The organism is Ulvibacter sp. 2305UL32-6 (assembly GCF_058148545.1).
The window spans coordinates 117,541-135,972 of sequence record NZ_JBYVKA010000005.1 but is presented as its reverse complement, the minus strand read 5'-3'; the positions used below and the strand labels follow the sequence as shown (position 1 = coordinate 135,972).

The following is an 18,432-nucleotide window of genomic DNA, read 5'->3' as shown; positions in this document are numbered from 1 at the left end:
GTCCAAAATTTGACCTCATGAAGAAAGTTTTAATGCCAATATTCATTGGCTTATTTGCGCTAAACGCAATTGCGCAAGATGATCCACCAACCAATTCAAATGTTGATAATAGAGTGATTACCACAGGAGTTCCGTTCCTGTTTATTGCAGCCGATGCTCGTTCCGCCGGAATGGGAGATATGGGAGTTGCAACCTCTACAGACGCATTTTCACAACAATGGAATCCATCTAAATACGCCTTTGCAATTTCAAAGCAAGGTATTGGGGTTACATATACTCCTTATTTAAGCAAATTGGTAAATGATATTTTCTTAGGAAATGTAACATATTACAACAGACTTAATGAGCAGAGCGCTGTAGCAGCGAGTTTTCGCTACTTTAGTTTAGGAGAAGTTGAGTTGAGACAAACAATAGACCAGCTACCGCTTCTGCAAAAACCTAACGAATTTACTTTTGATCTTACCTATGCATTGAGATTAAGTGAGCGTTTTTCTATGGCGGTTACTGGTAGATACCTTAATTCTAACTTGAAAATTCAAGCTTCTAATGAAGATGCAACTGCGGCTAGTAGCTTTGCAGTTGATATCTCTGGTTATTACCAAAGTGAAGAAGTAGCTTATAATGACTTCGACGGGCGCTGGAGAGCAGGTTTTAATTTCTCGAATATTGGTCCGAAGTTTAAATATGACGAAACAGGTCAAGAAAATAACTTGCCAACAAACATGTCTTTAGGTGGTGGTTTCGACTTTATCCTAGATGAGTACAATAGAGTAGGTCTTACAATGGAAGTTGATAAACTATTAGTTCCAACTCCTAGTGATTCCAACAATGATGGTACAATTGACCGCGAGGATGATTATTACAATGAAAGCTTTTTTAGTGGGATCTTTTCATCATTTGGAGATGCTCCAGATGGCTTTAGCGAAGAGTTAAAAGAATTTACTTGGGCATTAGGTGCAGAGTATTGGTATCAAGATGCCTTTGCATTTCGCCTTGGATATTTCAATGAAAGCGAAGAAAAAGGATTTAGAAAGTTTGCCTCTTTAGGAGCTGGATTTAAGTATACTACCATTAATATTGATATTTCATACTTATTCTCTACTTCGAAAGTGGTGAGTCCTTTGGAAGGTACACTTCGTTTTGGACTAACTTTCAATTTTGGAGACGAGTATAGCGAATACTAAATACCTTGAAAAAAATAAAAATTGAAACGTATCTGGAAGTTTACGATACAATTTCTGAATTACCCTCCGAGATACAAAATCTAATGACTAAGGCGCAGCAAGCACGTGAAAATGCTTATGCGCCTTATTCGTCTTTTAAAGTGGGCGCTGCACTTGAATTAGAAACAGGAGAGGTCATCTTCGGAAGTAATCAAGAGAATGCAGCATATCCATCTGGATTGTGTGCAGAACGGGTCGCTATTTATCACGCGGGTGCTGTTTATCCGCATATGACGGTAAAGTATATGGCGATTACCGTAAAATCTTTAAATCACACGGTCGATAAGCCTACGCCTCCTTGCGGAGCCTGCAGACAAGCGCTCGCCGAGTATGAAAGCAACCAAAAAACACCCATCGCGATCTACTTTATGGGTGAGACAGGAAAAGTGGTTAAAGCCAATTCGGTTCAAGATCTATTGCCTTTTATCTTCGACAGCTCATACTTGTAGTATTTGTAATTTTGACTTTTACAGCTCGCTTTTCTACTTTCGGCATTTAAAGTTTCATAGAAAATTTTATTATAGTATTTTTGTTACTTGCGAAAAATTTACTGAAGCCTTTTTCAGTAATGTACATACTGTAGTAGATGAAAAAAATTACAAAAAAGACCTACCTTGATTGGTACGAAAATATGCTGTTCTGGCGCAAGTTTGAGGATAAATTAGCTCAAGTATATATCAACCAAAAAGTAAGAGGATTTCTTCATTTATATAACGGACAAGAAGCCGTTTTAGCGGGCGCATTGCACGCTATGGATCTTACCAAAGATCGTATGATTACGGCTTACCGAAACCATGTTCAACCTATTGGTATGGGTGTTGATCCTAAACGCGTCATGGCAGAGCTCTATGGGAAAGGAACAGGCACATCGCAAGGTTTAGGTGGTTCTATGCACATTTTTTCGAAAGAACATCGGTTTTATGGCGGACATGGGATTGTTGGTGGACAAATACCACTAGGGGCTGGATTAGCTTTTGGTGATAAATATCACGACCGAGATTCGGTAACTTTATGTTATATGGGTGACGGAGCTACACGACAAGGTTCATTACACGAAACATTTAATCTAGCCATGCTCTGGAAATTACCAGTTGTCTTTTGTGTTGAAAACAATGGTTATGCCATGGGAACTTCAGTAGCACGTACAGCCAACCATACAGATATTTGGAAACTAGGTTTAGGGTATGAGATGCCTTGTAAACCTATTGATGGAATGAAACCCGATGTTGTTGCAAAGGAAATGGATGAGGCCATTGCACGTGCAAGACGTGGCGACGGACCAACATTTTTAGAAATAAGAACTTATCGCTATCGTGGTCATTCTATGAGTGATGCACAACATTATAGAACAAAAGAAGAAGTGGCTAAAAAACAAGAGGAAGATCCTATTTCTTATGTTTTACACACCATTTACGAAAATAAATGGGCATCAGAAGCTGATATCAAAAAAATAGACAAACGTGTTAAAGAGATGGTAAGCGAATGTGAAAAATTTGCTGAGGAATCTCCATATCCTGAGAAGAATGTTATGTACGACGTTGTCTATGACCAAGAGAATTATCCATTTTTACCGCATAAATTATAACCTATGGCAACAGTAATCAATATGCCGCGTCTTAGCGACACCATGGAAGAAGGAACCGTTGCAACATGGTTAAAAAAGGTTGGAGACACCGTTGAAGAAGGTGATATTCTTGCTGAAATTGAAACCGATAAAGCAACGATGGAGTTTGAATCCTTTCACGAAGGTGTGCTTCTACATATCGGAATCCAAGAAGGGGAAACTGCTAAAGTAGATACGCTTTTGGCTGTCATTGGTAAAAAAGGAGAAGATATTTCTGATATTTTAAAAGGTAGTGGAAGTACTTCGGAAACGGATACTCAAAGTGCTTCTGAAGAAAAGGAAGATGATTCACCATCTTCTGAAGAAGAAGATGACAAGGCCGAAAAGTCTTCAGAAGAAAATACAAGCAATGATCTTCCCGAAGGTGTTGAGATTATCACTATGCCGCGCTTAAGCGATACCATGGAAGAAGGAACTGTGGCAAGTTGGTTAAAAAAAGAAGGAGATACCATTGAAGAAGGTGATATTCTTGCAGAAATAGAAACCGATAAAGCAACGATGGAGTTTGAATCGTTCTACTCGGGTACGCTTCTAAAAATTGGGATCGCCGAAGGCGAAACCGCTAAAGTTGATGCTTTGCTCGCCATTGTTGGGCCAAAAGGAACCGATGTTTCTAGTATTTCAGGAAAACCAACCAAAACCGAAGAGAAAAAAGTAGCGGCAAAACCTTCCGAAGAGAAAAAGGTAGAAGCTAAAGAAAATAAAGAAACAGCAACACCAGTCACAAAATCGAAAGAAGTTTCTGCTTCAGATGGGAAAAGAATTTTTGCCTCACCTTTAGCTAAAAGAATGGCTGAGGACAAAGGTATTTCGCTCAGCAATGTACAAGGAAGTGGTGAAAATGGTCGTATTGTAAAGAGCGATATTGAAAGTTACCAGCCAAGTGCTTCGGGAGCGGCTTCGTATCAGCCTGTGGGAACCGAGAGTTTTGAAGAAATCAAAAACTCGCAGATGCGCAAAACAATTGCGAAACGTCTGGGAGAATCTAAATTTACGGCACCACACTATTATTTGACTATCGAGTTGGATATGGATAATGCTATGGCTTCGCGTGCAGCGATCAATAGCGATCCGGATGTTAAGATCTCGTATAACGATATGATTGTAAAGGCCTGTGCCATGGCATTGCGAAAACACCCTCAGGTGAACAGTCAGTGGACACAAGATGCTATTCGTATAGCGAAACATATCCATATTGGAGTAGCGGTGGCGGTAGATGAAGGTTTGTTAGTTCCTGTACTCAAATTTGCAGATCAAATGACGTTTTCACAAATTGGAGCGAATGTAAAAGAATTAGCTGGTAAGGCAAGAAATAAAAAGATCACACCGCAAGAAATGGATGGAAGTACTTTTACAGTTTCCAACCTAGGGATGTTTGGTATTAAAGAGTTCACCTCTATTATTAATGCGCCAAATTCGGCTATTTTATCGGTTGGAGCGATCATTCAAAAGCCAGTTGTAAAAAATGGCGCTATTGCTATTGGAAACACAATGACTGTAACCCTAGCCTGTGATCATAGAACGGTTGATGGAGCCACGGGAGCACAGTTTTTACAGACCTTACGAAACTATATTGAAAATCCAGTTACGATGTTTGTGTAAGGATTTCCTTCGGAAATAGTGAGTACTAAACACACGAAATTGAAAATAATAATCCCGCTATCATCATATTGTTGCTAGCGGGATTTTGTATATTTAGAATATGAAGAAGAAGAATATTATTATTACCGGAACAAGCCGTGGAATAGGCTATGAATTGGTTCCGTTGTTAGCCGATGCTGGCCATAATGTATTGGCATTATCCCGAAATGCGGCGCCTGTATCGGGTTTAGATATTTCAAACTGTCAGTGCTTTTCTTGTGATATCACCGATGCTCGAGACATTAAAAAAGTAGCTACTTTTATTAAAGAGCAATGGAAACATGTAGATATACTCATTAATAATTCGGGCTATTTAGTTAGTAAACCTTTTTCAAAATTAAAATTGGAAGACTTTCAAGACAGCTACGCTGTAAATGTTTTTGGAGCGGCCATGCTTACGCAAACCGTTTTGCCATTTATGAAAAAGGATGGGCATGTAGTTAATATTAGTAGTATGGGTGGAGTACAAGGCAGTGCAAAGTTTCCTGGTCTGGCTGCGTATAGTAGCAGTAAGGGAGCTATTATCACTTTGACTGAAGTGCTTGCTGAAGAATACAAAGAAACTGGGCCGTCTTTTAATGCGCTTGCTCTTGGCGCTGTTCAGACTGAAATGCTGGAAGAGGCTTTTCCAGGATATGAAGCGCCCTTAACGGCTCGGGAAATGGCAAATTATATTATGGATTTTTCAATTAATGGGCAAAAATTCTATAACGGAAAAGTGCTTGAAGTTTCTAGTTCAACTCCCTAATATCTATGACAGAAGTACTTGAGAAATATATTCCGCAGGCGGCCGTTTTTTCAACATTTGAATTGATCAAAGCAAACAATGTACATCTCAAGATCGTTAATGAACGCGTTACACGGCACGGAGATTACCGCAAGTTAACCGACGGACAGCATCAAATAACAGTGAATGCCAACCTTAATGCGTATCGGTTTTTTATCACACTTATTCATGAAATTGCACATCTTGTGGCATTTCAAAAGTACGGGAGAAATATCAAGCCGCACGGAAAGGAATGGAAGCACAGCTTTCAGGTCTTGATGCTGCCTTTTATAAGACCGCAGGTGTTTCCGAAGGAGTTATTACCATTACTAGCCTTACACTTTAAAAATCCTAAGGCCACGAGCGATACAGACGCAAGGTTAGCCATTGCCTTAAAACAATACGACCCACCCAATGATAAAAACTATATCTTTGAAATACCCGCTGGTGGATTGTTTCGTTTGTATAATGGGAAAGTCTTTAAACGAGGGAATAAACGTGTAAAACGTTATGAATGTTTGGAAGTAGCTACAGGACGGATGTACTTATTTAATCCAAATGCTGAAGTAGAATTTTTGAAATCGACCTAAATATGAATACCAATTATTACGCAGTAATTATGGCCGGCGGTATCGGCTCTCGCTTTTGGCCAGTAAGCACTACTGATCTTCCGAAGCAATTTCACGATATGCTTGGAACAGGGCAAACTTTATTGCAAAAGACTTTTTCACGTCTTAATATGCTCATTCCATCACAAAATATTTATATCCTTACCAATGATAGATACCTAGATCTAACATTAGAGCAACTGCCAGAAATTTCAGAAAAGCAAGTAGTTTTAGAACCTGCCATGAGAAACACGGCTCCCTGTATATTGATGGCAGCACTAAAAATCCAAAAAGAAAACCCCAATGCCCTTATGCTCGTGGCGCCTAGTGACCATTGGATCGAAGATGAAGCGGCTTTTATAAGTGATGTGCAAGTTTGTTTTGACGCTGCACAGCGTAAAGATATTTTAATGACTTTGGGAATACAGCCTACATTTCCTAATACAGGATACGGTTATATCGAATCAGAAGAAACTCAAGGAACTTCAATACAGAAAGTAAAACAGTTTAGAGAAAAGCCAGACTACGAAACCGCAAAACAATTTTTGGCGGCAGGGAATTTTATGTGGAATGCGGGGATATTTATTTGGAGCGTTGCGTCCATTACAAACGCTTTTGAAAATTATTTACCTGTAATGAATGCACTTTTTTTGGAAGGCGGTCCGGTGTATAATACTGAGAAGGAAAAGGCGTTTGTCGCTATGAATTACGAATTAGCTGAAAATATTTCTATTGACTACGGAATTTTAGAGAAGGCGGCGAATGTATTTGTAAAGAAAGCTACCTTCGATTGGAATGACCTTGGAACTTGGGGAGCTTTACATGATAAAATGACTTCGGAAGCATCAGAAAATGCCTGTGTTAGAGCCAAAACCCATTTAACAGATGCAAAAGGTAATATGATCTATACCGCCACTGACAAATTGGTGGTTGTTGATGGTATTAGTGATTACATCATTGTTGACAAGGAAGATGTACTCTTGCTGTTTCCGAAGAAGAAAGAACAAGAGATCAAAACGTTACTAGCTGAAATTTCTAAAAGTTTCGGAAAAAAATATACCTAAGATGAGTGATCCCAATAATGATATAAATATCACTCCTAATGATGAGGAGTTTGAGCACGTAAAACTGAATACTTGGGATAGTATTAAGCAGTTCTTTGTAGAACTTTTTGATATCCATAAGGATACAGATCGCGATGCTACGATTGAAGCCGTAAAAAAGGATATCCCTTTTAAAGGGCATACGGCCTGGATTTTGATCTTTTCAATTTTTGTTGCTTCTATTGGACTTAACGTTAGTAGCACAGCGGTTGTAATTGGCGCCATGTTAATTTCTCCATTGATGGGGCCTATTGTTGGTATCGGACTTTCAGTGGCAATCAACGACGTTGAAACCATGCGGCGTTCATTTATTAATTTAACAATCATGGTTGTGCTGAGTGTGCTCACAGCATTTTTCTATTTCAAATTATCACCACTTACAGAAGAAACTCCCGAATTAATTGCTCGTACTTATCCAACCATTCTGGATGTATTGGTAGCTATTTTTGGTGGTTTGGGGTTAATTGTTGCTAAAACAAAGAGTGGTACTATTGCCAGTGTGATCTTTGGAGTAGCAATTGCAACGGCCTTAATGCCACCATTATGTACCGTAGGTTACGGACTGGCCATAAACAATTTGAATTACGCAGGAGGAGCTATGTATCTCTTTTCGATTAACGCTGTGTTTATTGCCTTGGCAACCTTTATTGTGGCGAAGATCCTGCGTTTTCCGTTGGTACGATATGCAAATTCTCAACGACGTCGACGCATCGCACAGATTGCGTCTTTGGTTGCCCTGATAGTTATGGTGCCTAGTGTTTGGTTGTTTATCAATCTATTGGATGAGCAGCTATTTGAGACACGCACCAAGCAATTTGTGAATGAGGTTATTCAGTATGACGGTGCGGAGGTTGTAAAGTTCACCCAAAATTATGAAACCAAGAATATTGATGTATACCTTATTGGGCGTCCGGTGCCTCAGGCGGAAATCAACATTTGGTTAAAAAACTTACAAGAAACAGATAAATTGGAGGAAGCTAATTTGCGAGTTTATCAAGGGGCAGATCAAAGTGGTGAACTGGCAGAAAAGATATCGGGCGATCTAAAAGCTGATATTTTGAGTGAACTTTATGTAAATAACGAACAGCGTATTCGAGATAAAGATGATCGAATTGATTTCCTAGAGAACGAAGTGGCTCGTTTAAAAGTTAAGGATATCCCTTTTGAAGAAGTGAGCAAAGAGCTTAAAGTATCTTATGAAAACTTAGATCGTTTTGGCTATGCCAGTAAGGTCATCACTAACTTTGAACGTGTAGATACGGTGCCAATATTTATTGTTGAGTGGAATAAAAAGATCAGAGTAAAAGATAAACAGGTCCAAATGAAACAGATGGAAGCTTTGCTGAAAATTCGTTTGAAATTGGATACGTTACAAATTGTAGAACAATAAAAAAGGCGCCAAATTGGCGCCTTTTTTATATTTTAAACAATCTTAGTTCTTAATGAATTTATACTGAACGGCTTGTTTTTCAATTTCAAACTGCACAAAATAAACACCACTGCTTAGGTTCGCAACATTGATATTATTATCTGCAGATATCACCGTATTCAAAACTGTTTTACCGTTAATGTCAACAACAGAAGCTGGAGTCGTTTCTAGCCCTTTTAAGGAGAAGTTAATGATATCAGCTGTTGGATTAGGGTAAATTGAAATACCGTCTTTCTGAAAGTCGGTTACCGCTAATGGTGCGCTACCTTCCACTAACACATGTTGTGCATTGATATCAAGGTTGTCAAATTGGTCAACGTTGCCAGAAGGCCAGTTTACAATGATAGTATCTATAGTTGTACTTGTTCCAAGTCCGAAATGAGCAACTAAGGAGTTCATATGACTAAAACCTTGTCCTGAGCGTACTTCGCGAATTTGGCTTCCCCAGTCACCATTGATCTGGATACGAGCTCCAATACCATTTAGGTTGCTGTCTGTTCCAACTAATAAGAATTTTACATAATTATTGCTGTTGCCATCATTCATATATAAGTTTCCGTCGTTAACAACATCAAGAAAACCGTCGTTATTGAAATCACCAATAGCGCCTTCATCAAAAGAAAGATTCTGACCTGTAAAAGTCATATCGCCGTTGTTGAGATATAATTCCTGAGACATTTCAGAAAAAATATCAATAAATCCATCATTATTAAAATCGGCACTTTGATTTTCCCATGCACCTAGATCAAGTGGATTGATACCTGAGCCATTGATAACATCGTTAAACATGCCAGTACCATCATTCTCCATCAATCGGTTTTCAAAATCATGATTTACTATAAATGCGTCGAAGTCGCCGTCATTGTCAAAATCTTCAAATACTGTTGCCCAAGATTGTGCATTGTCACGCATGTTGATATCGAGTCCGTTTTCAGTAAAAGTTCCGTCACCATTATTTGTATACATGGCGTTATCACGATTTGGATCACCTGGTGCAGCACCACCGCGACATTTGGTGAGATACATATCACTATCTCCATCATTATCGTAATCAACCCAGATCGCCGCGTAATTACCCGGGCGGTCTAAGGTTTCGATAAGAGTTTGATCTAGGGTCATATTTCCATTTCCGTCGTTGCGATATGGATGACTAAGATCTATATCGTGACATACAAACGAATCTAGATCGCCATCATTATCAATATCGGCCATCGTTGAACGTTGAGAAAAAATAAATTCTGGATGTGTTACTTCGGTATAATCTGTTCCTGTTGCGTTTGCCATCAGGAAGGAAACACGTTGGCCGTTACCAAGAACTAGGTCGTTAAAGCCGTTTTCATCAAGGTCACCCGCGGCAACACTCCAATTGGGTACATTGGCAATGGTTATATTGTATAAAGTTGATGTAAATGATCCATCAGCTTGTTGATAATCAATACCAACGCCGCTGTTTGAAACACGAACATAATCGTCTAGTCCATCACCATTCATGTCAACAGCAACTTCCGAAGTGTCGGGGTAATTGCCTAATAATGCACTTTGGTTAGTAAACGAGACTTGTGCAAGAAGGGTAGCACTCAATAAGAGGGCAAAACCCAGAAGTACGCTTTTTTTCATATAAAATGTGTTTTTTAGAGTTTAAATGTACTGTAAAAAACTAAGGGGCACAAACTTAGGTCTGAATTAATCGTGTTGTTGAATCTGTCTTATTTTCTTAAAAAGATCGGAAGAATACACAAAATCGGTTACATCCTTATTGTCGGTTTTAAAAATGTCTTCCTGAGTTCCCTGCCAAACCAGAAGACCATTTTTCAGAAAAACAATACTTTCACCAATTTCCATTACCGAATTCATATCGTGAGTTACCACAACTGTTGTAATGTTGTTCTCATGGGTGATTTCTTGAATGAGATTGTCGATTACCGTGGCTGTTTTTGGATCGAGACCTGAATTAGGTTCATCGCAAAAAAGATATTTTGGCTTATTGACTATTGCCCGAGCAATAGAAACCCTTTTTTGCATACCTCCAGAAATTTCGGCGGGATATTTTTTATTAACGTTCTCTAGGTTAACACGATTAAGCACGTCATTCACCCTGTCTAACATTTCGCTTTTTCGCTGTTTAGTAAACATGCGAAGAGGAAACATAACATTTTCTTCGATGGTCATAGAATCGAATAAAGCTCCGCCTTGAAATAACATCCCTATTTCTTCACGCAGCGCCCGTTTTTCATCATCGTTCATGTCTTGTATGGCATTCTCTTCATAGTAGATCTTTCCTTCCTCAGGTTGAAAAAGGCCCAAAAGACACTTGAGCAATACACTTTTTCCACTACCACTTTGTCCAATAATAAGATTGGTTTTTCCTTTATCGAAGACGGTGGTGATCCCTTTTAGAATCTCCTCATCGCCAAAACGCTTCTTTACATTGTCTACTTTGATCATTAGCTTAGAAGAAGTTGGGTTATTATAAAATTAGATAGAATGATCAAGACACTGGTCCATACAAAACTTTTAGTGCTGGCTTTTCCAACCTCTAGGGCCCCTCCTTTCATGTAATAACCCTGCCAAGAAGGTACAGTAGCTAAGATAAAGGCAAATACAAAGGTTTTTAAAAATGCGTAAACGAGATGAAAAGTTGTAAAATCTTCCTGAAGTCCACTCGTAAAAGCAGTTGAACTAGAAAATCCGCCATATACAGCAGCTACCCATCCTCCTAATATTCCTAAAAACATAGATAAAGCGATAACAAGAGGGTAGAGCATCAAGGCTACAATTTTAGGAAAAACCAGATAATTCAATGAATTTATCCCCATGACCTCAAGGGCATCTATTTGCTCAGTAACACGCATGGATCCTATGCTTGAGGTGATAAAAGAGCCAACTTTTCCGGCCATGATGATCGACATAAAAGTTGGGGCAAATTCAAGTATAATAGATTGTCTGGTTGCGAAGCCAATTAGTGATTTTGGCAGTATCGGATTTTCTAAGTTTAAGGCGGTCTGAATGGCTATTACACCTCCCACAAAGAAGGAAATAAATACCACTATTCCTAAGGAACCAATGATCAGATCATCAATTTCTTTAAAAATGAGCTCGCGAAGTACCGATCTTTTAGTAAAGCTTCCGAAGACCTTCTTAAGCATGATGAAATAAGAACCAATATCTTCAATGTACTTCAAGTGGAATTGTTTTTAAGTATTCTTACGATGCACTAAAGTAACAAAATTACGTGAGTGTTAGTTGCTGATTAGGATGATTCTTGAACAGATTCCTATTGTTTTTTGTTTTGATTGAAGAGTTCCACCATTTTATGAAAAATAGCCGTGTTTTCGTAGATTCCGGCGAAATAGGATTCCATTGGTCCCTTCGCAAATACCGGAACCATCGTGGCAGAGTGCCCTCCCGTTGAGAAAGCAGGCTCAATTTGATTATAATCGCCATTTTTTGTCGCTAAGGTGAATCCGCCTGTTTCATGATCTGCGGTAACAATAACGAGAGTTTCACCGTTCTTTTCAGCAAAATCTAGCACGGCACCAATGGTTTTATCGAAATCAATTTGCTCTCCAATAAGATAATCGGCTTCGTTATTATGTCCGCCCCAATCTATTTGTGATCCTTCTATCATTAAGAAAAACCCATTTTTATTTTCCAACATTTTCTGTATTGCCAAAGTTGTGGCATCTTGCAGAAATGACCCTCGATCTTCTATCATTTTAGGCATCCCGTCTTCTGCTAGCAAAATGGCTTGCTTTTTATTTGACATAGAAGTTGGTAGTTGTGTTGTGTGGATTTCAAAATCTTTTTGCTTTAATTCAGCTAAAAGATCCAATCCGTCTTTTCGTTGATTAAAAAATTTTAAACCTCCTCCGGCAAAAAAATCGATATCTGAAGAGACGAGATCTTTCGCTATATTTTCATACAGTCTTCTCTTGTTTTCGTGTGCGTAAAAACTTGCAGGTGTTGCGTGAACCACAGATGAAGTTGCAACGACACCCGTGGCTAAACCTTTTTTGGAAACGATCTCAACAATAGTTTCGACCGCGTTTTGATCTTTGTCAACTCCAATGGCTCCATTATATGTTTTTATTCCTGCGGAAAACGCTGTTGCTCCAGCGGCAGAGTCGGTTATCAAATCACTTGAAGAAGATGTTTTTATGAGTCCGATGGTCTGAAAACGTTCAAAATTTGAAGGGGCATCATTGTAAAACAATCCGGCCGAGATCTCGCTTAACCCCATACCATCACCAATGAGCAAGATGATGTTTTTTGGATATTTTACATCGATTTGTGATGGTTGTGAGCCGTTTTCTGGGCTTGAAACGATTGCTTGTTGCGAACTACAAGAAACCACAAGAAGCGCAACGAGAATAAGTGTAGGGATTGTTTTCATGAAAGTGACCTTAAGGTGGTGCAAAAATAACAAGAAACTCTGATACTTGTATTACGGTAAGGTTAGCTATTTAGAAAAGCTTTCTTTTAATACCATCAAAACGAAGTTTTCTAATAAAGACGCCTTCTTCTTCAGAAACTAGAAAGGGGAGTTGTTCTTTTTTTGCTTTTGAATAACCGCTAATACAGTCAAAATAGAAACTAGGGTTCTTTTTCCGAAGTGCTAATTTTAGTGAAGCGATGTGAGTAAGCGTTGTTCCGTAGCGCATTTTATAAAATGCCTCGCCCTGTTTATATCTGGCTGCCTTGGTATAAGCCTTGCCTGTGGGTTTTAAATGCTTTACATGTAAAGATTCATCAGTGGCTATAGTAAATCCATGATATTGCGCTAACAACTCGTCAACTGTATCCCAGCCCATCGCGTTTTTCAATCCGCCAATCGTTTTAAAGCACTTTTTTGTGTAGGCTTTTAAGGCTCCGCGAATATGATCTTTATTGGTTAGGTTTTCTAGTTCCCAATTTCCGTTGCGCTCAATGTAGCAAAAACCTCCTGCTATGCCACAGTTGTTGTTTTTCTGAAATAATTTAGTGATCTTTTCTAGGTAATTCTTCGGAAAGATCAAGTCTGCGTCAAATTTACAGATTACATCGAAATCGGTATCTAGGGTCTCAAAGCCTTTATAAAAGGCAGAAATTACTTTGCTGCCTGGTGCGTGTTCCGTTTCCGAAGCATTTACAACGCCCGAAATAAAAGGGTGATCTCGAGAAAATCTATCAATAATTTGTTGTGTTCCATCTGTTGAGCCATCGTTCACCACTACAATTTTTGTTGGTAAGACGGTCTGCGCCACAAGTGATTCTAGCGTCTTTTTAAGATGAGCCTCTTCGTTGTGTGCAGGTATGACGATGTAGTATTTCATCTAAACACGTTCGGCATAGACCAAATAATAACGTGGCGTAAATCTTCTTAATATGGGGCGGATACCAACTTTTCGAACGGGATTGGTAAATTTTTCGCGTTGTTTGATACGCCAGCCTGCTTTTTCCAAAAGCCAATCGAATTGCCAATCTTCAAATTCGTGATAGTGGCGGTCGCGTTCGTCAGTCGGACTTTGATATGCCGATGCAAACCATAACTTTAATGGCACAGAAGCAATGAGTTTTTTAGCCTGAATATCTTTGAGCACGTTAAAAGGAGAAACGAGATGTTCAAAGATCTCAAAAGCGGTAACAACATCAAAATCGTTTGTTTTAACTGCGGAAGTTTCTAGATCGAGATCTTCGCCTTTTGTATTGATAACTTGAAAGCCTTGAGACTGTAGAATTTCTGAAAACGGGTTTTTAACCCCAAGATCTAAAATTTTTTCGTTTGTCTTTATATGATTCTGAACAAACTCAAGGGTGTGTCTGTAGCGTTTCTTCGGAATATGTTCATACATAATCTAAACCCTGTAAACAATAGCGTTAATATTCATTCCCGCGCCAACACTGGCAAACATAATAACATCTCCTGTTTTTACTTCATGTCCTTTCATCTTTCCCTGAAGCACAAGGTCATATAGCGTGGGTATAGTTGCTACACTAGAATTTCCAAGCTTGTTAATACTCATTGGCATAATATTGTCTGGAGTTTCTAACTCATACAGTTTGTAGAAGCGTTTGATAATGGCTTCATCCATTTTCTCATTGGCCTGATGAATAAAGATCTTTTTGAGATCTTTTATCGACACACCACTTTCGTCTAAAGCCGCTTTCATTGCTTCCGGAACATTACTCAATGCAAAATTGTAAATCTTACGTCCGTACATTTTAATATAACGCCGCGCATCAGTAACTTCCTGGTTATTTGATTCACCGAAATATATAAAATGTGCTTCATCATAGGCGTACGTGGCTGTTTTATGAGCAAGAATAGTAGATGAACCATCTTGAGCTTCTACCACAGTAGCTCCCGCCCCGTCACTATAAATCATTGAATCGCGATCATGCTGATCAACTACCCGCGATAGTGCTTCGGCACCAATAACAAGACATCTTTTTGCCATGCCAGCTTTTATAAAGGCATGTGCCTGAATCATTCCTTCTACCCAACCTGGACAACCAAATAACACATCGTATCCTACACAATATGGATTTTTAATTTTCAGTAAATGCTTGACACGGGAAGCCAAACTAGGAACCGTGTCGCTTTGAACATGACCGTGTTTTACATCGCCATAGTTATGTGCTACGATTATATAGTCAAGGGTTTCTTTATCGATCCCTGCGTTATCAATTGCTTTCTGTGCTGCGACTGCCGCGATTTCTGAGGTTGTGAGGTTGTCTTGAATGTAGCGTCTTTCGGCAATACCCGTAATGGCTTTGAATTTTTCAATGATCACATCATTTTCATGACCGAATTCCGATCCGTCTTCGTTAAAAAAACGATGATTCTCGAAAGATTCATTCTTTGCGACGCCTTGGGGGATATAACTGCCAACGCCTATTATCTTAGTGCTCATGTGTCAAAATTTTGATAAAAATACTGAAAACTTCGAACGTAATTATCGTAAAAGCGAGGAAATGCTTGTATTCTAATGTATTCTGAAATTATTTGAATAATAATTACAAAATTATACAATTTTAGACTCCTTTTGCCAATTTTCTTAAAAAGGTGGTCGTGAAAATGAAAAACCTGAAAAGAGTTAATTTTCAGGTTTTTTGCAATTAGCTTTTTCTGAAGAAATTTTACTCGATATTCAGTTTTTCCATATGAATTTCAAGCTCCTTTGCTTTCCGATCGTATTCTAAAAGAACCACATTTCCAATCTTAGCAGGTAAAATTCTTACAAATTTCCCCTTCTCATCAAGATAGATTTTATCTTGTGAAAATTCACCTTCATCATAAATAATCGTCTTAAAGGCCATCTTGTTCTTTTCACCCTTCAGTCTTTCGTAATCAGTAAAACAAGCGTAAAAACGATCGTTTTCACGATCAATTTGAGTGTATTCGTAATCAAAACCACCTAAATTAACCAAGGCGTGAGCATTTAACTGAGGACTCCCAAAATCTGATACACTTGGGGCGCGGGAAGTTCCTTTTTCAAACAGATCAACTTTCTGAAGATTAAAATCTGCGTCGAAATCGAAAATAAGCGCATCGGTAATCGTTAGCTGTGTCACTGGACTCTGGCCGCGTGAAAGTACTGCCATGGCAATTCCGCCAGCGCTTGCCGTTTTTCTAAATTTTTCCCCAATGGCATAATAATGACCATTTGCTGTAGGTACGATATCGTGAAAGTAAACATAGTAGTTTTCTTTTTCAATCACGTTTTTAAGCTTGGGAGCAATTTCATTTTTCCAACTCGAGCGACTTTGCTTTACCACAGTTCCTTCGCTGTTCAATACTTGAACAAAAAGACCTTGACTTTCGGCTTTCATGATCTTATCACCAGCTTCAAAATATTCGCCTAAGAGAACCAATTGGTCATCGGCATCAAGAAAAGCATTCGTAATTAGTTTAGGTTCTTCGTCATCATGATCAATTTGCGTGATCAATTTTCCAGTTACTACGTCAATAACTTTCGTGGTTAGGGATACCTTTTGAGAAAGCATTCCCGGACGAGAGAATTCCATAAGCACCATATAGCGCTCGTTTACTTCAATTGGGTTTGCCATAATGATCTCTTTTGATTCTTCGGGAGAACCGTACGACCAAGATTTTCCTCCATTTGTTGGGAAATAGTCAATAACATAACCTAGTTTGCGGTTGTCTTTAATACGATTCAGAAGAAAACCTCCATTAGGAACGGGAAACAACATATTATAATCGTTCGACTGATTTAATTGCGCCATATAAATGAGCTCCTTTTTACTCAGTTCAACCTTTTCTGTCTTTAGTTTATTGGCTTGATTGTCATAACCCACCAAATGAATCATCTTTTCTTTTCTATCAATAAATGAAAACATAAGGGCGTCATTGTTGAACTTAGTTTCCATCAAGTAAAGATGCTTAGAGGCAACATGCTTTTTAAGAGCCACTTCATTAAGGTTGTTATCGAGAATTTTAATCCCGTATTCTGCTTCACCTTTTTTGAGTTTATCAATAAGGTAGAAGAAGTAGTAGCCATTAACACTATTTTCTTTGGTCATGATAGCACCAGAATTTCGCAATTTGAATTCGGTGATCTCATTGATCTTTTTAGACTGTGCTATGGCACCAAAACAGCAACAAACAGCAAGTACGGAAATGTAAAATTTATTCATAAGGAGATTTAATTTGATTGTATGTTTGGATTAAGTGATTTGAAAAATTTAAAAATAGTGTTGTATTCTTCTTCGGAAGGAAAATGCTCTTTGTTTTCTATACAGAACCAATATCCCAACTTCCGCAGATGTTTTAATTCGATATTTTCATAAAATCGTCGAATTGCATTGAGTTGTTCTTCGTCGGAAAAAGGACTAATAGGAGCCACATGCTTTCCGAGGGTATGGTCTTTTTTAGATTCGTACAACTTCCGAAGCAGTAGAGCTGTTTTAAAATAATAGGTCTCAGCATCTAGCTTTTCACTGTTATAAAACGAAAGCAGAAAATATAAAGCCACATCGAGTTTGTTGTTGTCCATGGCTGCTGTAATGCTATTTTGCTGGCTTCGTAATTTAACTCGACTTAACAGTTTGGCTTCTCCTGAAATTTCCGAAGTATTTAAGGAAGCTTTTAAAATTTCTAATCGCTTCGGAATATCGGGATGAGTTTTGAGTGAATCTTTATCGAAAGCATAATCATTAGAAACTTCATCAAGATCAAAAAGTGTGTTGTCTTCCTTTTTTAACCATCCGCTTTTAAAGGGATAGTTTTTGGTGTTTAAGTGTTTTTCTATGGCGATGGGTGCGTCTAAAATAGCTTTGTCTTCAAAATCGAGTTTTGCCAAGATCTTCATGCTTGCGCTACCGTCGTATTTCGTTTTTTTGAAATAGAGGAGTCCTAAAGAATCTGCTTCCGATTCTGCTTTTCTCGAAGTCTCGTATTGAGCATATTCAAAATCTTTAAAGAATTCTAGTGCCTTTGTAGTTCGACCATAGCGTTCTCTATAAATTGCTTTGATCTTTGCTTTTCCTTCTTTCGATTCTAAGGCATCGAAATATTGTTCTACTGCAAGTTCCACATGATTCAATTGATAATGTGCGATCTCGTGGCAGAGAATAAACGCGAGTTCGGCGTCGGTTTCTGTCAATGAGAAGAGTCCGTTGTTGATGTCAAAAACCCCATTTCCATAGCAGGCCGCGTTTGGCACTGGTGATTGGTTGATGAAAAATCGAAAATTACTTGGGTCGATCTCGGTATTGGATATGTAAATTTCGTCAAGAATAGGTTGTAATTCGGTCGTGATTTCTTGGTCGAATAGAAAGACACTGTCGGTTATTTTATCTAAAAAATGTTCGGTTCTTTTCTTCCAATGTTCCTCAGCTTGTTTGCGGTATGAACCTTGGTATGTCGCTATTTTTTGGTTGGTAATTTTAGTGAGATACTGTTGTAATGCCTCTTGATCGTCTGGAGTGTATTTTATAGGAATTTCCTGCGCCATTCCCTGAAAGGGCATGAGGAAAGGCAATAATATGTATATAAATAGTAGTCTCAATGGTACGGGGGCAAAGGTTGCAAACATA

The 18,432-nt window shown here is 38.6% G+C and carries 17 protein-coding genes; 8 read left to right on the top strand and 9 right to left on the bottom strand.

All coding sequences use genetic code 11. The annotated features are described in order from the left end of the window. Positions 1-17 precede the first annotated feature (17 nt). The 8 genes from porV (at position 18) to ACY2RU_RS15545 (ending at position 8,355) form a co-directional block, all read left to right on the top strand. On the top strand, positions 18-1,184 hold the full coding sequence (gene porV / locus ACY2RU_RS15580) for a type IX secretion system outer membrane channel protein PorV (RefSeq protein ID WP_490139410.1): 1,167 nt from the start codon (positions 18-20) through the stop codon (positions 1,182-1,184). 5 nt (positions 1,185-1,189) lie between these two features. Continuing rightward, a complete protein-coding gene (gene cdd, locus ACY2RU_RS15575) occupies positions 1,190-1,672 on the top strand; it encodes a cytidine deaminase (RefSeq protein WP_490139409.1) in 483 nt (160 codons plus the stop codon). Positions 1,673-1,809: 137 nt separating this feature from the next. Continuing rightward, on the top strand, positions 1,810-2,808 hold the full coding sequence (gene pdhA / locus ACY2RU_RS15570) for a pyruvate dehydrogenase (acetyl-transferring) E1 component subunit alpha (RefSeq protein ID WP_490139408.1): 999 nt from the start codon (positions 1,810-1,812) through the stop codon (positions 2,806-2,808). 3 nt (positions 2,809-2,811) lie between these two features. Then, the gene (locus ACY2RU_RS15565) at positions 2,812-4,449 is read left to right on the top strand and encodes a pyruvate dehydrogenase complex dihydrolipoamide acetyltransferase (RefSeq protein WP_490139407.1); all 1,638 of its coding nucleotides are present in this window, start codon (positions 2,812-2,814) and stop codon (positions 4,447-4,449) included. A 100-nt stretch (positions 4,450-4,549) separates the two neighbouring features. After that, positions 4,550-5,236 carry an SDR family NAD(P)-dependent oxidoreductase gene (locus ACY2RU_RS15560; protein WP_490139406.1) on the top strand — a complete coding sequence of 229 codons (687 nt, stop codon included), beginning with the start codon at positions 4,550-4,552 and terminating at the stop codon, positions 5,234-5,236. A gap of 5 nt (positions 5,237-5,241) precedes the next feature. Next, positions 5,242-5,844, top strand: coding sequence for a SprT-like domain-containing protein (locus ACY2RU_RS15555; RefSeq protein WP_490139405.1), 603 nt, complete (start codon positions 5,242-5,244; stop codon positions 5,842-5,844). Positions 5,845-5,846: 2 nt separating this feature from the next. Then, positions 5,847-6,926 carry a mannose-1-phosphate guanylyltransferase gene (locus ACY2RU_RS15550; RefSeq protein ID WP_490139404.1) on the top strand — a complete coding sequence of 360 codons (1,080 nt, stop codon included), beginning with the start codon at positions 5,847-5,849 and terminating at the stop codon, positions 6,924-6,926. 1 nt (position 6,927) lies between these two features. Further along, complete coding sequence (locus tag ACY2RU_RS15545; RefSeq protein WP_490139403.1) at positions 6,928-8,355, top strand: DUF389 domain-containing protein; 1,428 nt, start codon at positions 6,928-6,930, stop codon at positions 8,353-8,355. A gap of 42 nt (positions 8,356-8,397) precedes the next feature. On the opposite strand, the gene ACY2RU_RS15540 is transcribed toward ACY2RU_RS15545, so the two are convergent. The 9 genes from ACY2RU_RS15540 to ACY2RU_RS15500 all read right to left on the bottom strand — a co-directional run bounded on the left by ACY2RU_RS15540 (position 8,398) and on the right by ACY2RU_RS15500 (position 18,431). Further along, positions 8,398-10,011 (bottom strand): FG-GAP-like repeat-containing protein, encoded by a 1,614-nt coding sequence (locus ACY2RU_RS15540; protein ID WP_490139402.1) that lies wholly within the window; start codon positions 10,009-10,011, stop codon positions 8,398-8,400. Positions 10,012-10,077: 66 nt separating this feature from the next. Next, the gene (locus tag ACY2RU_RS15535; RefSeq protein WP_490139401.1) at positions 10,078-10,839 is read right to left on the bottom strand and encodes an ABC transporter ATP-binding protein; all 762 of its coding nucleotides are present in this window, start codon (positions 10,837-10,839) and stop codon (positions 10,078-10,080) included. After that, positions 10,839-11,540, bottom strand: a complete 702-nt coding sequence (locus ACY2RU_RS15530) for an MlaE family ABC transporter permease (protein WP_490139498.1) — start codon at positions 11,538-11,540, stop codon at positions 10,839-10,841. Before ACY2RU_RS15530 ends, ACY2RU_RS15535 begins: the two co-directional genes overlap by 1 nt. 128 nt (positions 11,541-11,668) lie before the next feature. Then, positions 11,669-12,787 carry an alkaline phosphatase gene (locus ACY2RU_RS15525; protein WP_490139400.1) on the bottom strand — a complete coding sequence of 373 codons (1,119 nt, stop codon included), beginning with the start codon at positions 12,785-12,787 and terminating at the stop codon, positions 11,669-11,671. Positions 12,788-12,857: 70 nt separating this feature from the next. Continuing rightward, positions 12,858-13,706: a glycosyltransferase family 2 protein gene (locus ACY2RU_RS15520; RefSeq protein ID WP_490139399.1), complete on the bottom strand. Its 849-nt coding sequence runs from the start codon at positions 13,704-13,706 to the stop codon at positions 12,858-12,860. Further along, positions 13,707-14,225, bottom strand: coding sequence for a class I SAM-dependent methyltransferase (locus ACY2RU_RS15515; RefSeq protein ID WP_490139398.1), 519 nt, complete (start codon positions 14,223-14,225; stop codon positions 13,707-13,709). A 3-nt stretch (positions 14,226-14,228) separates the two neighbouring features. Then, positions 14,229-15,287, bottom strand: a complete 1,059-nt coding sequence (locus ACY2RU_RS15510; RefSeq protein ID WP_490139397.1) for a 3-oxoacyl-ACP synthase III family protein — start codon at positions 15,285-15,287, stop codon at positions 14,229-14,231. Positions 15,288-15,513: 226 nt separating this feature from the next. Continuing rightward, the gene (locus ACY2RU_RS15505; RefSeq protein WP_490139396.1) at positions 15,514-17,031 is read right to left on the bottom strand and encodes a DUF6770 family protein; all 1,518 of its coding nucleotides are present in this window, start codon (positions 17,029-17,031) and stop codon (positions 15,514-15,516) included. A gap of 8 nt (positions 17,032-17,039) precedes the next feature. Beyond that, on the bottom strand, positions 17,040-18,431 hold the full coding sequence (locus ACY2RU_RS15500; RefSeq protein WP_490139395.1) for a M48 family metallopeptidase: 1,392 nt from the start codon (positions 18,429-18,431) through the stop codon (positions 17,040-17,042). Between the last annotated feature and the right edge of the window lies 1 nt (position 18,432).

Bases quoted from the DNA above. Each gene is read 5' to 3' on its own strand.
- ACY2RU_RS15520 (WP_490139399.1), bottom strand. From the start codon at position 13,706: ATGAAATACTACATCGTCATACCTGCACACAACGAAGAGGCTCATCTT.
- ACY2RU_RS15510 (WP_490139397.1), bottom strand. From the start codon at position 15,287: ATGAGCACTAAGATAATAGGCGTTGGCAGTTATATCCCCCAAGGCGTC.
- ACY2RU_RS15525 (WP_490139400.1), bottom strand. From the start codon at position 12,787: ATGAAAACAATCCCTACACTTATTCTCGTTGCGCTTCTTGTGGTTTCT.
- ACY2RU_RS15515 (WP_490139398.1), bottom strand. From the start codon at position 14,225: ATGTATGAACATATTCCGAAGAAACGCTACAGACACACCCTTGAGTTT.
- pdhA (WP_490139408.1), top strand. From the start codon at position 1,810: ATGAAAAAAATTACAAAAAAGACCTACCTTGATTGGTACGAAAATATG.
- ACY2RU_RS15505 (WP_490139396.1), bottom strand. From the start codon at position 17,031: ATGAATAAATTTTACATTTCCGTACTTGCTGTTTGTTGCTGTTTTGGT.
- ACY2RU_RS15500 (WP_490139395.1), bottom strand. From the start codon at position 18,431: ATGTTTGCAACCTTTGCCCCCGTACCATTGAGACTACTATTTATATAC.
- porV (WP_490139410.1), top strand. From the start codon at position 18: ATGAAGAAAGTTTTAATGCCAATATTCATTGGCTTATTTGCGCTAAAC.
- ACY2RU_RS15565 (WP_490139407.1), top strand. From the start codon at position 2,812: ATGGCAACAGTAATCAATATGCCGCGTCTTAGCGACACCATGGAAGAA.
- ACY2RU_RS15535 (WP_490139401.1), bottom strand. From the start codon at position 10,839: ATGATCAAAGTAGACAATGTAAAGAAGCGTTTTGGCGATGAGGAGATT.
- ACY2RU_RS15560 (WP_490139406.1), top strand. From the start codon at position 4,550: ATGAAGAAGAAGAATATTATTATTACCGGAACAAGCCGTGGAATAGGC.
- ACY2RU_RS15545 (WP_490139403.1), top strand. From the start codon at position 6,928: ATGAGTGATCCCAATAATGATATAAATATCACTCCTAATGATGAGGAG.
- ACY2RU_RS15550 (WP_490139404.1), top strand. From the start codon at position 5,847: ATGAATACCAATTATTACGCAGTAATTATGGCCGGCGGTATCGGCTCT.
- ACY2RU_RS15555 (WP_490139405.1), top strand. From the start codon at position 5,242: ATGACAGAAGTACTTGAGAAATATATTCCGCAGGCGGCCGTTTTTTCA.
- ACY2RU_RS15530 (WP_490139498.1), bottom strand. From the start codon at position 11,540: ATGCTTAAGAAGGTCTTCGGAAGCTTTACTAAAAGATCGGTACTTCGC.
- ACY2RU_RS15540 (WP_490139402.1), bottom strand. From the start codon at position 10,011: ATGAAAAAAAGCGTACTTCTGGGTTTTGCCCTCTTATTGAGTGCTACC.